Below are 16215 nucleotides of genomic sequence, written 5' to 3' on the forward strand. Positions count from 1 at the left end.
GAGCTTTCGTGCTGTTTGAAATTGATGGAACGATTACGCCACTTTCAGATGTTTTATAGTATGACGTTAAAATGCGAAGAATTGGAGGTGTTTCCATGAAAAATAGTATGAAAATACTTGTAGTAGAAGACGATCCTTATATAAGTGAACTGCTGGACCTCTATCTTTCGAAAGAAGGATACAAAGTCATATTTGCAGCGGATGGGGAAGCAGGATTGGAGCAATATTACGATAAAAACCCGGAATTCGTTATTTTAGATATTATGCTTCCAAAGCAAGATGGATGGGAAGTTTGTAAAGAAATTAATCGCGATGAACGCTCCGTCCCTATTCTCATGTTAACGGGAAAAGGAGAGAGCTACGATAAGGTGAGAGGATTAGAATTAGGTGCAGATGATTATGTTGTGAAGCCTTTTGATCCAAAAGAAATCATTGCTAGAATTAAGGCGATTCTTAGAAGGACAAGTCCCAATGCTCAAAAAAATCCAAGCTTAATGTTCTTAAACATGACACTTGATATTAGTCAGTACCGTCTTGTTCGAAATGATGAATTTATCATGTTACCTCCAAAGGAGTTGGAGTTGCTGTATTATCTTGCTTCCAATGAGAATCACGTTTTCACTCGTCAGCAGCTTGTACAACAAATCTGGGGGTTTGATTATGAAGGCGATAACCGAACTGTCGATGTGCATATTAAACGAATTCGAGAAAAAATTAACGATGAGTTACCTCATTGGCAGTTAAAAACGATACATGGGATCGGCTATAAATTTGAGGTGAACGAGTGATGGTTAAACGAAGCAGTGTCTTTAAGAAATTGTTCACGTCACATCTTCTAATATTATTTCTTTCTTTTCTTATCTTTGCAATAGTCTTAAACACACTTATCCATCACGAAATGCTGTCGAGATATAATCGAACATTCGAACACCAGATTAATCAAATACAAGATTTCTTTGAGAGTGCAAGTGAAGTCGGAATGTCAGACGATGAACTTCATCATTCCTTAGAATTCAACATGGATCAAGAAAATCGACAAATACTCCTTTTTGATACAGAAGGAAGGGCGTTGTTTCATCCAGGATTTTTGCAAGAGCAAGGACTTTCTTCAAATATTGTCGATCAAGCTTTGTCTGGAGAAGAAACGGTATCTGAACGACTGTTGGGAAAACGAAAAGAAATATCGTATGTGATGGCTTCAAAAATTAACATTCCATCCCTTTCGCAAGAACCACAAGCTATTGTCATGGTGTTTCATGAGTTTGATCGTGAGTCCCGTCAAATTATTTGGATAAACTTTTTAACGGCACTAATTGCTTTGGTAATAACCGCAATGATTATATATTATACTTCGAGAAAAATAACAGATCCCTTAACGAATATGAACCATAGCGCACTTCAATTTGCCAAGGGGGATTTCTCTCATCGTGTAAATGTGAAAACGACAGATGAAATTGGTCAATTGGGCAACACTCTCAATCATATGGCGAAAGAACTTGGAAGTTTGGATCAGTTGAGAAAAGATTTTGTAGCCAATGTTTCTCATGATCTACGAACTCCATTAACATCGATTCGGGGATTTCTAGGTGCAATGCTGGATGGAACGATCCCAAGAGCAAAAGAAAAGCACTATTTAACCATCATGCATCATGAAACAGATCGTTTAATGAAACTGGTCAATGATCTGTTGAGCACGGCGAGTCTCGAAGCAGGAAATTGGGAATTGGATCGTAAGGTGTATAATGTCACAGAGCAACTCCGAATAATATTGGCTAAATTAGAACCGGAAACGTCAAAGCGAGAGATGGAGATTCAATTCGATACAGGAAAAAAAGATGTATACATTTATGCTGATTCCGAACGGATGGAACAAGTATTTATAAATCTGGTACAAAATGCTATACAATACTCATCTTATGGAAGCAAAATTGGCATTCTTGTTAAAGAACAAAAAAATGTGGTTCAAATAAATATATCAGATCAAGGTCTAGGGATGTCAGAAGATGAACTAGCGAACATTTGGGAACGATTTTATAAATCTGATAAAGCACGTTCGCAAAAAGTAGGCACGGGAATTGGTCTTTCCATTGTGAAACAAATTCTGGATCTCCACAACGCTACAATAATAGTGGAAAGTAATGTAGGACAAGGAACAACGTTCACACTAACGATCGCAAAAGAAAAACAATAGATGATTTATAAGAAACGGCATGAGTGATGATAGCTCATGTTGTTTTCCATAAAAAATTGCATTTATTGAACATTTTAAAAACGAAATACATAGAAAAATGTCGTAAATATGGGAGTAGTTATGGAAAAAGCTACTTTACAAAAAAATCATAAAAAAGTTCTCTATTTTTGTTGACTTGTTCGTTATTAAGAATTAATATAGGTGTAATGCAAAAGATATTGTACTGATTTACAGTTACTGCTCTTTATCAAGCACCAACAGGAGGCGGAATCAAATGAACGGTTCGAGCGAGAAAGAAATTCAAATTAAACCAATTTTAATGGCATTAGTCACCCGTTGGTGGATCATCATTCTTATGACGGGAGTTATAGGAGGGTTAGGAACTTATTATCAACATGAAAATGTAGCCGCACCAATTTATTCTGCAACCGCATCTATTTTGGTACAAGAAGAAAGCGTAAATATGCACACATTGAAGACTTTCATTACGGAGCCTATTGTTCTGGATGAAGTAGCAAAGGATCCATCTATTGAAGCTTCGGCTGAACAATTAGGAAGTCTCATTTTGGTTTCCGATGTGGAAGGATCTGAGATAATAAAAATTGATGCAACTGGTAGTTCACCAGAAAATGCAGTATTAGTCGCCAATACAGTAGGAACAGTCTTTTCCGAAGTCGTTCGCGAACGATTAGGCTATACAGAAATCAGTATGTTATCAGAAGCAACTGTTCAAGATTCTCTTTATCCGATTAATGAAACAACTAATACTCTCAGTTTTGCCAGTTTCATATTGGGTGCTGTATTGGCTGTAGGATTTGCTCTTTTATTGGATAGTATCGATAACAGAATTAAAACCGAAAGGCAAATTGAAAGTATGATGGAAGTCCCGGTATTAGGCAGTGTTTCAAGAATTCAGCGTTTAACATTGAGAAGCAATCCTGCTCGGAAAAAGAAAACATCATTGAGAGGTGAAACGAGTGTTTGATAAATATAAAAATCAGCATTTCTTAACGTTTTACAATCGTACAGAATCTAAGTTATTTAAGGATTATAAACATATTAAATCAAATATTGAGTTTGCTGCATACAAGAATAAGTATCAAACTGTTTCTTTTATTTCTCCGACATCCGGGGAGGGGAAGACAACGACATGCTGTCATTTGGCACTAACTTTTGCCAGAGAAGGCAAAAACGTATTACTAATAGACGGAAACCTAAATCATCCAATGCTTAATAAGATATTCCATGTGAAAAATGACTACGGATTAAGCAATGTACTAGTCGGACAAAAAAAACTGTCTGAATCGATAAATACCACACAATTTGAGAGTTTAAAACTTTTAACATCTGGACCAACGATGGCTAATTTCAATCCAATTTTGCAATCTTCAGCAATGGACCATCTCATTGGAGAAGTGAAAGAAAAGTTTGACTTTATTTTTATCGATAATCCACCAGTTCTCGATAGTGATACAGGGAAAATCATAGCGAGTAAGTCTGACGGAACGGTTTTAGTAGTAAGAGATCATAAGACGGATATAAATGAAATGCTAGAGGCAAAGAGAGTATTAGACGCATATGCTGTGAATCTTATAGGTGTCATCTTTAACGGAAAAAAACTATCTATAAAGGATCGACTGATAAGAGCATAAATTTTTTTAATTCACTTGTTCGTTATTAAGAATTAAATTAGTTACACTTTACAGGTGATATCTCCTTACCTTTACTAATGGAGATACTCGATCATTCTGTGGGTATTTAAAGATACCTTAGACGCTTGTCGTCGCTAGTGTGGTGTGAGGAGGGGTTGAATGCCCACTTTATTTTATTTTTTACTCATGTGAATCTTTTGAATAAGATTTAACTGGGTAAACAATAAAATGTGCTATATAAAGAATCTGATGTCAAAAATGTCTTAACTGGGGGTTATTATGAGCAATAAAAAAAGAGTTCCATATTTTATTATTTTTGACTCATTATTTATACTTACCGCGTTTTTTGCTAGTTTTATCATCATTAACGAGCCGAGTATTTATTTTAATACGAATTTTTGGCTATCCTGTTTTATCATACTGTTTAGTTATCATTTATTTTCATTTTGGTTCAGGCTCAACAAGAAAGTGTGGCAATATGCGAGCGTAGGTGAATTACAAATTATTTTAAAGACATTGACATTTGCTATTATTTTAAATGCCTTTATCCAACTAACGGTATTCTCGCATATTCAATACCGAATCCTCTTCGTTACCTGGCTGTTACAAGTGCTGTTAATCGGGGGTTCACGTTTTTGGTGGCGGATGGCAAAAGAAAAAATTTCTAGGGACAGCGTGACTGGTAAAAGAAAAAGAACGATGATTGTAGGGGCTGGTTCAGCAGGAATGATGGTGACAAGGCAATTATTAAATAATCATTCGAGCGATCTATCACCATTAGTTTTTGTGGATGATGACCCAAATAAACACAAGTTTGATATATTCGGCATTCCGGTAGCTGGTGGAATAAAGGATATATCGAAGTTAGTGAAAGAGTTTCGTATAGAAAATATTATCATAGCGATCCCTTCATTAAATAGACCGAAACTTAATAGCATCTACAGGGAATGCTCCAAAGCAGAAGTGAAAACACAAGTATTGCCGATGATCGAAGACCTTGTTACTGGTAAAGTTACTGTTAGTCAATTTAGAGAAGTAAATGTGGAAGATTTATTAGGAAGAAAACCTGTCGAACTTGATAACAAAAGAATATCAGCTTCCATAACCGGGAAGGTCGTTTTGGTGACCGGTGCAGGGGGTTCCATAGGATCAGAACTATGTCGACAGATTTCCGAGTACTCACCAGAGAAGCTCATTTTATTAGGACATGGGGAACATAGTATTTATTCGATAGAAATGGAGTTGCAGGAAGTATTTAAGCAAACATCAATGCAAATTGTTACAGAAATTGCCGATATCCAGGATTTAAAAAAGATCATGAATATTTTTGCCTTACATCGTCCGGAAATCGTTTATCATGCGGCTGCCCACAAGCACGTTCCCTTAATGGAAAGAAATCCAGAAGAAGCATTGAAAAACAATACGATAGGGACGATGAACGTAGCAAAGGCTGCCGATACACATAAGGTGAAGACGGTTGTTATGATTTCGACCGATAAAGCCGTGAAACCTACTAGTGTCATGGGGGCTACAAAACGATTAGCTGAAATCGTGATACAAAATATGAACCGTAAAAGCAAGACAAAGTTTACCGTCGTTCGATTTGGTAATGTTCTCGGCAGCAGTGGAAGTGTCATTCCATTATTTCGAAAACAGATTGAGAAAGGTGGTCCTGTAACGGTTACTCACCCGGATATGGTCCGCTACTTCATGACAATTCCTGAAGCCTCCAGATTGGTTATACAGGCCGGATGCCTTGCAAAAGGAGGCGAAACCTTTGTATTGGATATGGGATTACCGGTGAAAATCGTGGATTTAGCCAAAAATCTGATTAAACTTTCCGGAAATTCTCTTGAAGATATTGAAATAGAGTACACGGGCATTAGAGCTGGCGAGAAATTATATGAGCAACTACTCGACGAGGATGAAATTGAAGAAGACCAGATTTTCCCTAAGATTCATTTAGGGAAACCTTCCACGATCTACATTAAAGATATTGAGGATTTAATCATGATTTATCCATTATTTGATAAAGAAGCGTTGAGAAGTAAATTACTTCAGTTGAGCAATGGGGAAAAAGAAACTTCTAAGAAACTACTAGCTAAAGCTATTCCAGTAGAAGTGGAAGCATAAACAAGAGAGAAAGGGGTTGTTTCTATGAAAGTACGAAAAGCAATTATACCGGCAGCAGGACTTGGGACAAGGTTTCTACCGGCAACGAAAGCAATGCCAAAAGAAATGCTTCCCATCTTAGATAAACCTACGATTCAATATATCGTTGAAGAAGCGATTGCTTCCGGAATTGAGGACATTATCATTGTTACTGGCAAAGGAAAAAGAGCTATTGAAGATCATTTTGATCATTCCTTTGAATTAGAAGAAACCCTTTTTCTAAAAGGAAAGATGGAACTTCTTGAGAAAGTCCAGGAAGCATCAAATATGGTAGATATTCATTATATTCGCCAAAAAGAGCCGAAGGGTTTAGGACATGCGATCTGGTGCGCTAGAAAATTTATAGGTGATGAACCATTCGCAGTTCTTCTTGGAGATGACATTGTTCAAGCGGAGGAACCTTGTTTAAAACAATTAATGAATCAATATAATCGTTATCAGTCATCCATTTTGGGAGTGCAAAAAGTTGGGACAGATGAGGTACATCGTTATGGAATAGTTGATTCGATGCAACTATCCGACCGACTTTACAATGTAAATGGTCTCGTTGAAAAGCCAGCACCTGGGGAAGCACCGTCGGACCTTGCGATTTTAGGTCGTTACATCTTATCACCGAAAATTTTCGATAAATTAAATGATCAGGAGCCGGGAAGCGGCGGAGAGATTCAGTTAACAGATGCAATTGCTCGTCTGAATGAGGAAGAGGCTGTCTATGCTTATGATTTTGAAGGAGAAAGGTATGACGTCGGTGAAAAGGAAGGTTTTATAAAAACGACCATCGAGTTTGCCTTGCAGGATGAGCAGCTAAGAGAGCCAATATTAGGATTTCTCAGTGAGATAATGGAGAAGGAATCTATCAAATAGAGAGGGAATGTGAGACTTATGCCAAGAAAAATATTGTTTTGCGCAACAGTAGATTATCATTTTCAGGCTTTTCACTTACCTCAGATGAAATGGTTCCAAGAACAAGGATGGGAAGTCCATGTTGCTGCCTCAGGAAATATAGATTTAGAGTATACGGATAAAAAATTTACGATCCCTATCGCCCGCTCACCATTCAAATTTTCTAACATTCAGGCATACAAGGATTTAAAACAAATCATCGATGATAACCATTATTCGATGATTCATTGTCATACTCCATTGGGAGGGGTTATAACAAGGCTAGCGGCATTTGGAAGCAGAAAAAGACGTGTTAGTCACGTATTGTACACTGCTCATGGCTTCCATTTTTGTCACGGATCACCGATTTCAAATTGGCTTCTCTATTATCCTGTGGAACGATTTTTATCGGGTTACACAGATACTTTAATTACGATCAATGAAGAAGATCATCTTCTAGCGACTAAAAGATTACTAGCAAAAGAGATTAAACATGTTCATGGTGTAGGAGTTAACACAAGTAAATTTAAAGCCTTGAACCAAAAAGAGAAAAAGGAAGGTAGAAAATCGTTGGGGTATAGCCCAGACGGTTTTTTATTGTTTTATGGAGCAGAATTCAACAAAAATAAAAATCAACAATTACTTCTAAAAGCAATGGCGATTATTATAGTAAAACGACCAAATACTAGGCTTTTATTAGCAGGCCCGGGTTCTTATCAATCGTGTGACAAACTGGCGAAATCGCTGGAAATAGACAATTATATTGATTTTTTAGGAATGCGTAACGATATTGACACACTTTTGCCGATCTGTGATGTGGCAGTCGGATCAAGTTTGCGAGAAGGTTTACCAGTAAACATTATGGAAGCGATGGCCTGTCAATTACCGGTCGTTGCCACTGAAAATCGAGGCCACTCAGAATTAATCAGGAATGATCATAATGGCTGGACAGTGAAGCAAGACGATCCAATGGAGTTTGCAGAAATGATTATCCAACTGATGGATAATGAGGGATTAAGAATCAAATTTGGGAAAGCAGGAAGAGAAATGATCGAGGAAAAATACAGTCTAACTCGCGTCCTTCAAGAGCAAACCAACATATACTCAAAATACATGGAGGAAGAAGGTGCGATTAGTTGGGCAGTGCAGTAAGGAGATTGCCTCGTAATTTTGATTAATACAATGAAGGGCTTTTTTAAATTTTAACCTAAAGCAAAAGCCGTTGAAAGGATATATTATATGGGAGTCTTATGGTTAAACCTTGCTACTGTATTTGGTTTTTCACTCAGTGCAAGATATTTTTCCAAATCAAGATTAAATATAGACAATTTTGTTGTTCCAATCAAAGCGAGTAAATTTCTTGTGTTTTTTGCTTTTCTATCACTAGTTTTTGTTTCAGGCCTAAGAAGTAACATAGGAGATACTAATACTTATATAAACTCTTTTCAACTGAATGTGTTCACTTGGGAAACTATCAGAGAACAGAATGAAATTGGATTTGCTTTATTGCAAATGGGGGTACATTACTTCACATCTGATGCTCAAGTATTTATTTTTACGTGTTCATTTATCACCTTGTTTTTAATTGTAAGTACGTTGTATAACTATTCAAGGCTGTTTGAACTAAGTATTTTCGTTTTTATAACTTCAGGGATGTATTTAGTGTCAATGAACGGGATTCGTCAATACTTGGCCGCATCGATCATATTTGCAGGCACAAAATTCTTATTAGAAGGAAAGTTCTTCAAATACACAACTGTTATTCTTATTGCTTCGACGATCCATCAAAGTGCCATTGTTTTGTTACCTGTCTACTTTATTGTTCGAAGAGAGGCGTGGTCACGAAATACGATGATCTTATTGTGCGCTGGAGTAATAGGAGTGGCCGGATATAATCAACTTTCTGAAATTTTCTTTGCAGCTATTTCCAATACTGATTATGGTGCATATGCTAATTTTCAAGAGGGTGGGGCCAATGTTATAAGAGTTGCGGTAACTGCATCCCCTTTAATTCTCGCCTATTTGGGCAGAGTGAGATTGAAAGAGCTATTCCCTAAAAGTGATTATATTGTGAATCTTTGTTTGCTAGGTGTTCTTTTCATGGTGCTCTCTACCCAACAATGGATTTTTGCAAGATTTGCAATTTACTTTGATTTGTTCAATTTGATTTTAATTTCATGGGTAGTGAAAACTTTTCAGAATAAGAATCAAACGTTTGTTTACTACATGATTATCGTCCTTTATCTTATGTATTTTATTTATGAGTATGTAATTACATTAAATATTGAATACAGGAGTGATTATATTACTCTTTTGTAAACAGGGGGGGTGACAAATTGGAAGTTGTGATGATCGGTCAAGGTGGCCATAGTAAAGTGTTGGCTGATATAGCAAGAATGGATGATCTTATAAAAATCATTGGCTATTTTGATGATAAGTTCACAAGCATGACGACAGAAGACGATGTTTTCTTTGGACCTCTATCCCAAGCTTCAAAGATCGATCAGCGAAATAGCAATGCGAAGTGGGTGGTGGCAATTGGCAATAATTATTTAAGAAAAACTATTGTTAAAAAACTATCTTTTCCTAGAAGTAAATTTACTTGTCTCATCCATCCGTCAGCAATTATTAGTCCTAGTGCGGAAATAGGGTACGGTACTGTTATTATGCCAAATGTCGTGATCAATGCAGGGGCAAAAATAAAGGACCATGTCATCATCAATACAGGAGCAATAGTCGAACACGATACGATCATTGAAGACTTTGTTCACATCTCTCCTAATGTGACGTTAACAGGAAGCGTTATTGTAAAAGAAGGTGCTCATATTGGTGCAAATGCAACAGTTATTCCAAGTAAGATTATTGGAGATTGGACGGTTATCGGTGCAGGTTCAACTGTGATTGATTCCATCCCTCCATTCATGACTGCAGTTGGTGTTCCAGCCCAATTTAAAACGAAAGCAGGTGACAATGTTGTTGAATACAAAGTCTGACATGATCTTTCTTTCTCCTCCACATTTGGGTGAAAAAGAAAAAGATTACATTCAGGAGGCATTAGATTCCAATTGGATCGCTCCGACAGGACCCCATTTGGATGCATTTGAAAAAGAAGTCGCTGATTATATAGGAGTCGATGGCGCTGTAGCCCTTAGTTCAGGAACTGCAGCGATCCATGTGGCTCTTTCTTTATTGAATATTGAAAAAGGGGACAAAGTATTCTGTTCCACATTGACGTTTGTTGCCAGCGCAAACCCCATTTTATATTTAGGGGGAGAGCCAGTGTTTATTGACTCCGAACCGACGTCTTGGAACATGTCTTCTGTTGCTTTAGCAAAAGCATTAAAAGAAGCGGCAATAAAGGATGAGTTACCGAAAGCAGTGATTGTCGTTCATTTGTATGGGCAAACAGCTAAAATGGATGAAATTATGGAAATATGTAATGACTATGAAGTCCCAGTTATTGAGGACGCAGCGGAATCACTCGGTTCCACGTATAAAGGAAAGGCAAGTGGGTCTATCGGAGAATATGGGATTTTTTCTTTTAACGGAAACAAAATCATAACAAGTTCAGGAGGAGGAATGATAGTTTCAAACTCCAAAGAAGCACTTGAAAAAGCAAGGTTTCTCGCCACTCAGGCAAAAGACCCTGCACCATTTTATCAACATAGTAAGATGGGATTTAATTACCGGTTAAGTAATATCCTTGCAGCAATTGGAAGAGCACAGTTTAGCTTATTGGATGAAAGAGTTCATTTAAGAAGAAAAGTATTTACTGTTTATCAGAAAGAACTTAATCAGATCAATGGTGTCTCATTTATGCCTGAATATCTTGGTTCTCGTTCCAGCAGATGGCTGACAGTCTTATTGGTTGATGAAAAAGTAACAGGGAATTCAGCAAGTGAAATCGTAACATATTTAAATCAGCAAAATATTGAGGCAAGAGCTGTTTGGAAACCCCTGCATTTACAACCTTTGTTTAAAGGGTGTAGTTATTATTCTCATTATCCAGGAAAGCATGTTGCCGAAGAATTATTTCAAAGTGGAATTTGTTTACCTTCCGGTTCGAGTTTAACAGAAATTGATCAGATGTTTGTCATCAATCACCTAAAAAAGGTTCTAGAGAGTTCGTATGACCGAGAGGCGGTTATTTAAATAATTAAAAAAGAGGTAACCAAAATGATAGGGGATAATATTAACCGACTCAGAAAACAAAAGGGTTTAACATTAACGGAATTAGCAGAAAGAGCAAATATCGCTAAATCAAATCTAAGTAATATTGAACGAAATATTAATCAGAATCCATCTATTAAAGTACTAGAAAAACTCGCTATTGTTTTGGATGTAGAGCTAATCACTGTTTTGGGGATAAAAATTAATTTGGGTGAAGATGCAGATCAATTGCTTGAGGAAGGATGCCAGGACCTTTTCCGAAGCTTGAAGAGAAAAGGTGTGACAACAACTCAGCTGAAAGAATATGAGAAAGTTATTGAGTTTATTGAATGGAAGAATAAAGAGACGAACTAGCTTGGGAATTTAGACTAAGCAATCTCATTTTAACCAAGTTGTATTTAAGGGGAGTTATGTATGGAAGCTGGGAAAATACCAAAGACGATCCATTATTGCTGGTTCGGCGGTAAAGAAAAGCCTGCAATGATAAAAAAATGTATTGCAAGTTGGCATGCTAATCTCGATGGTTATAAGATTATTGAATGGAATGAGCAGAATTCTAATTTAAATGTTAATAAATATGTAAGAGATGCCTACGTAACAAAAAATTATGCTTTCGTTAGTGACTATATAAGAGTTTTTGCTTTGTATCACTACGGAGGTATTTATCTAGATACGGATGTGGAAGTATTCAAACCATTCGATGATCTGTTACACCATCAGGCATTTTGGGGATTTGAACAGGAAAACTATATAGCTACTAGTACTATCGGTAGTAGTAAAGGAAACGAGTTTATTAAATCCTTTTTAGATTCGTATGAAGAAAAAGGATTTCTAAATGTTGACGGAACAGCGGATACGTCCACTAATGTAGCTCTCGTTACTAAAATGTTGCGAAACAAGGGACTTCAACAGAATGGAAAGTATCAAAAACTTAAAGGGATAGGTACATTTTATCCTCTGACGTATTTTTCTCCTTACGATTATATCAATTGCAGAAGTTTTATTACAGAAGACACTTATGCAATGCATTATTTCCATAAGAGCTGGCTACCACCTAAACAAAAATTTAAAGGGAATATAAAGTATGTATTGTCAAAAGTTATTGGGGGAGAAAATATTGCGAGGCTTAGAAAGTTAGCATCAAGATCTTAAGGAGGTAAAGAATGAAAAAAGTGTTGATTGCCTCTTATGATATGGAGGTAGGTGGAGTAGAAAGAAGCCTAATTAGTATGCTGGAACACTTTGATTATACCAGTTTTAAAGTTGATCTCATGTTATACCGACACCAAGGGGAGTTTATGAATTTAATCCCTCCAGAAGTAACTATTCTAAATGAAGTCGCACAATATACGACTTTCCGAAAATCTATTAAAGAAGTTTTTAAAGAAAAGCATTATAGACTTGGTCTTGCTAGGCTTCAATCTAAAGTTAATGCGGATGTTTTGGGGAAAATAAAAAAAATGACTGAACCAGGTTACTATCAAATGCAACTGATGTGGAAATATTCATTACCTTTCCTTCCGGAGTTAGAGCGAGAATATGATGTAGCCATTAGCTATCTATGGCCACATTACTTTGTGGCTGAAAAGGTTAAAGCAAAGAAGAAAATTGCTTGGATTCATACCGATTATTCTACGGTTGAAACTGATATAAACCTAGATTTGAAACTGTGGAACAAGTTTGACCATATTATTGCAGTTTCAGACGCCTGCAAAGATTCTTTTTTGAATAAATATGGTGCTCTTAAAAACAAGATCACCGTCATAGAGAATATCACGTCCCCGCATTTTATAAAAAAAATGAGTAACCAAGAAGTTGATAATCCAATGGAAAATGATAATAGATTTAAAATTCTTACAGTTGCAAGATTATCTCATGCAAAAGGTATCGATATTGCAATAAAAGCATTAAAAATATTAAAAGACGAAGGTTTCGAAAATATTGTTTGGTATCTAGTTGGTTATGGTGGGGATGAATTGAAAATTAAGGAGTTAATCAAAACTAATGAGCTTAAAGACACATTTATTCTCTTAGGTAAAAAAACAAACCCTTATCCTTTTATAAAGAAAGCCAATATATATGTTCAGCCATCAAGATATGAAGGGAAAGCTGTCACAGTTAGAGAAGCCCAAGTTCTTGGGAAACCAGTACTTATAACAAACTATCCTACATCTAAGAGTCAGGGGTTAGACGGGGTTGATTTATTAATTACTTCACTAAGTCCAAAAGGGGTGGCAGAAGGAATATCAAGTCTTATTAGAGATGATAACCTCAGGAAAAAACTTTCATATAATACATTAAAAACGGATTATTCTAATAAGAAAGAAATAGATAAACTAAATTGCTTAACTTAAAAGAGAATAATATTAACACCAACTAAAGATAGCAGGGGGAATATATGAATGTTAAAGTAAGTATCATTGTTCCTATTTACAATGTTGAAAAATACCTGGAAGAATGCATAGATTCTATATTAGCTCAAAGCTTAAGGGATATTGAGGTTATACTTGTTGATGATGGATCAACTGATCGAAGTAGAGATATTGTAGATGAATATGCATTAAAGGATAAACGAATCAAGGTAGTTCACCAAATAAATAGTGGAGTAAGCTATTCAAGAAATAAAGGCGTGGAAATGGCTGCAGGAGAATATATAGGATTTGTTGATCCAGACGATTGGATAAGTTTAAATTGTTATCAAATTATGTTTACTAAAGCTGTTGAAAGCAGTGCAGATGTACTAATATGTGGTTTCACTGAGATATATGAGAAGACTGGTAGGCGTGTAAATATACTATATCCTTTTTTAAAAGAAGAATATTTAACAAAAGAAGAGGTATTAAATATTATATTTATGGGTTTAATAAAGGGTCAGTTGCATGCATTTACTTGGAACAAATTGTATAAAAAAGACCTTCTTATTAATAATAAAATAACGTCTCCATTAGACATGCCTTTAATGCAAGATATTGTTTATAATTTAAAGGTTTTTTCTTGTGCTCAAAATACGTTCTACGTTAACAAACCATTATATATATATAGACGACACAGTAATTCTAATTCGTTAATATATAGAAAAGATAGATTTTCTATGATTTTAAGGTTATTTGATGAAAAGAGTAATTACTTATGTGTGAATAATATAAAAAATGAAAAGAATAAACAAATAATTAACGGTTGGTTTTTACAGCAAGTAATTAATACCATAATATTAGAATTTAGTTCTAAGAATAAAATATGCATGATTTCTAAGGTGAAAAAATTTAATGAAATTGTATCTAATCCAAAAACTAAAGGTGCATTAATTAAACCTACTGTAAGACTGAATCTCATGGGTAAGTTTATGTTATATACGATAAAGGCTAGATTATATTTTATGACTATTGCGATTACACTTCTATACAACAATTTAGCTAGTTTAAAAAAATCATTGTCAATAAATAAATGAAATTTATAAACTAATATAATTTAAGTGAGGAAGGAATATGCTAGATGTCCTCAAAAGATATTAAAAAAGGCATTTTATCATCTTATGGTATGTATGGTGCTGAAATTATCGCAGGTCTTCTTTTCACTCCCTTTTTAATTAACTCACTAGGCCAATCTGAATATGGTATCTACGCATTAATGGGAGCTATGATTGCAAGTTTTACCCTGATGGATTTTGGATTCGGGAATGCAATTACTCGTTATGTATCTCAGTATCGGTTTGAAGGTAGAAAGGACAAGGAATCAAATTTAATTGGAATGTCTATACTAATCTATCTAGTTATTGCAGCTCTTGCTTTACTTTTAGGTATAGTACTTTATTATTTTATTGAAGACATTTATAGTTCTGGTTTAACTACTAATGAATTAAATATTGCAAAAGCAATATTTATCATTGCTATATTAAATCTTTCAGTATCTTTTTTTATAGGTGCCCTTAATGCTTATATACAAGCGTATGAAAAGTTCACAATTATAAATCTATTTAATTTTGTTAGACTAATTATCAGAATAGCAGTATTATATACTTTACTTTCTTTAGGATATAAGTCGATTGCAGTTGTAATAGTTGATACAATATTGAACTTAGTTACAGGTATAGCATATGTCGTTTATTCAAAATTTAAGTTAAATTTAAAAATATCATTCGATAAGATGGATAGAAAACTATTGAAAGAGATAAGTGGCTATTCATTTTTTGTTTTCCTAAGTAACCTTGCAGATATGTTCTATTGGAGAGTTTGTTTGCTCATACTAGGAGCAATTTCTGGTTCTACTTCAGTTGCTGTTTTTGCTATTGGATTGACTTTAGCGAGTTACTATCAATATATATCTGGTATTATTAATAGTAAGTTATTTCCCAGGATCACACAGATGGTTTCATCAGGTGTAAACGGAAAGGACTTAACACTTTTCATAGTTAGAACTGCAAGAATACAAGTTACATTACTTGGTGGAATATTAATCGCATTTCAACTTTATGGCTCTGAATTTATTTATTTATGGATTGGTAATGATTATTCACAAGCAGCATCAATAGGACTGATTCTAATGGCGGCTATGATTATAAACGCTGTTCTTTACCCTTGTGTAATGATTCTTCGGGCAAAAAAAAATGATGGCTCAAGAACTATTCTACAATTAGCTTTAATGATTGTAGGATTAATTCTTGGATTATTTTTATTTCAATGGTTAGGAGTAATCGGAATTGCATTAGGTTTAACAATCGCAATAATATTGTTAAATTGGATAGTAATACAAAAAATATATATAAAAGCTTTTGAATTCAATGTCTATGTTTTTGGTAATGAAATAATTAAAATTTTACCTAGTATGGGGATGTCTTATGCATTTGGCTTTGTTCTTAACAATCTTCTTATTGACTATAGTTGGAGTCTCTTTTTTATTAAATGTATTCTATTTACTGCTTTTTACATTACTTTTATATGGAGATATGGGGCAAATGAAACAGAAAGAGAATTAGTTAAAAACTTGGTAAGTACTATGAAAACAGGCTTAGTCCACTCATAAAGGGTTTTAAATAATGGAGCTACCTTATATTCACAAATGTGAGGTTTCAGTGTCTGGTAAAATCAAATAACTGTTATCAATGAAATGAAAAATAAGGATGTACCTAATATGAGATGGAAAGGATGAATT

15 protein-coding genes are annotated in these 16215 nt (G+C 35.1%); all 15 read left to right on the forward strand.

Annotated elements, in window-relative coordinates; all coding sequences use genetic code 11:
- Window positions 1-95: 95 nt before the first annotated feature.
- The 15 genes from CEF18_RS24940 to CEF18_RS25010 all read left to right on the forward strand — a co-directional run bounded on the left by CEF18_RS24940 (window position 96) and on the right by CEF18_RS25010 (window position 16086).
- Window positions 96-788, forward strand: a complete 693-nt coding sequence (locus tag CEF18_RS24940) for a response regulator transcription factor (protein ID WP_110939198.1) — start codon at window positions 96-98, stop codon at window positions 786-788.
- Window positions 788-2191, forward strand: a complete 1404-nt coding sequence (locus CEF18_RS24945) for a sensor histidine kinase (RefSeq protein ID WP_110939199.1) — start codon at window positions 788-790, stop codon at window positions 2189-2191. The genes CEF18_RS24940 and CEF18_RS24945 overlap by 1 nt, the downstream gene beginning before the upstream one ends.
- Window positions 2192-2465: 274 nt before the next feature.
- Complete coding sequence (locus CEF18_RS24950) at window positions 2466-3176, forward strand: YveK family protein (protein ID WP_110939200.1); 711 nt, start codon at window positions 2466-2468, stop codon at window positions 3174-3176.
- Window positions 3169-3843 (forward strand): CpsD/CapB family tyrosine-protein kinase, encoded by a 675-nt coding sequence (locus CEF18_RS24955; protein WP_190238721.1) that lies wholly within the window; start codon window positions 3169-3171, stop codon window positions 3841-3843. Before CEF18_RS24950 ends, CEF18_RS24955 begins: the two co-directional genes overlap by 8 nt.
- A 279-nt stretch (window positions 3844-4122) precedes the next feature.
- Entirely contained in the window at window positions 4123-5976 is a 1854-nt protein-coding gene (locus CEF18_RS24960; protein ID WP_110939202.1) for a polysaccharide biosynthesis protein, read from the forward strand.
- Window positions 5977-6000: 24 nt separating this feature from the next.
- On the forward strand, window positions 6001-6879 hold the full coding sequence (galU, locus tag CEF18_RS24965; protein WP_110939203.1) for a UTP--glucose-1-phosphate uridylyltransferase GalU: 879 nt from the start codon (window positions 6001-6003) through the stop codon (window positions 6877-6879).
- A gap of 18 nt (window positions 6880-6897) precedes the next feature.
- Complete coding sequence (locus CEF18_RS24970) at window positions 6898-8049, forward strand: glycosyltransferase family 4 protein (RefSeq protein ID WP_110939204.1); 1152 nt, start codon at window positions 6898-6900, stop codon at window positions 8047-8049.
- Window positions 8050-8136: 87 nt separating this feature from the next.
- On the forward strand, window positions 8137-9216 hold the full coding sequence (locus CEF18_RS24975) for an EpsG family protein (protein WP_110939205.1): 1080 nt from the start codon (window positions 8137-8139) through the stop codon (window positions 9214-9216).
- A 17-nt stretch (window positions 9217-9233) separates the two neighbouring features.
- Window positions 9234-9890: an acetyltransferase gene (locus CEF18_RS24980; RefSeq protein ID WP_110939206.1), complete on the forward strand. Its 657-nt coding sequence runs from the start codon at window positions 9234-9236 to the stop codon at window positions 9888-9890.
- A complete protein-coding gene (locus CEF18_RS24985; protein ID WP_110939207.1) occupies window positions 9868-11049 on the forward strand; it encodes a DegT/DnrJ/EryC1/StrS family aminotransferase in 1182 nt (393 codons plus the stop codon). Before CEF18_RS24980 ends, CEF18_RS24985 begins: the two co-directional genes overlap by 23 nt.
- Window positions 11050-11073: 24 nt before the next feature.
- Complete coding sequence (locus CEF18_RS24990) at window positions 11074-11421, forward strand: helix-turn-helix domain-containing protein (protein ID WP_110939208.1); 348 nt, start codon at window positions 11074-11076, stop codon at window positions 11419-11421.
- A gap of 60 nt (window positions 11422-11481) precedes the next feature.
- A complete protein-coding gene (locus CEF18_RS24995) occupies window positions 11482-12219 on the forward strand; it encodes a glycosyltransferase family 32 protein (protein WP_110939209.1) in 738 nt (245 codons plus the stop codon).
- Between the two features lie 11 nt (window positions 12220-12230).
- The gene (locus CEF18_RS25000; RefSeq protein ID WP_110939210.1) at window positions 12231-13421 is read left to right on the forward strand and encodes a glycosyltransferase; all 1191 of its coding nucleotides are present in this window, start codon (window positions 12231-12233) and stop codon (window positions 13419-13421) included.
- 44 nt (window positions 13422-13465) lie between these two features.
- Window positions 13466-14515 (forward strand): glycosyltransferase, encoded by a 1050-nt coding sequence (locus CEF18_RS25005; protein WP_110939211.1) that lies wholly within the window; start codon window positions 13466-13468, stop codon window positions 14513-14515.
- Between the two features lie 44 nt (window positions 14516-14559).
- Window positions 14560-16086, forward strand: coding sequence for a lipopolysaccharide biosynthesis protein (locus CEF18_RS25010; RefSeq protein WP_110939212.1), 1527 nt, complete (start codon window positions 14560-14562; stop codon window positions 16084-16086).
- Window positions 16087-16215 lie beyond the last annotated feature (129 nt).

The sequence above is a fragment of the Salipaludibacillus neizhouensis genome (assembly GCF_002886185.1).
In the GTDB taxonomy this organism is placed as follows: Bacteria; Bacillota; Bacilli; order Bacillales; family Salisediminibacteriaceae; genus Salipaludibacillus; species Salipaludibacillus neizhouensis.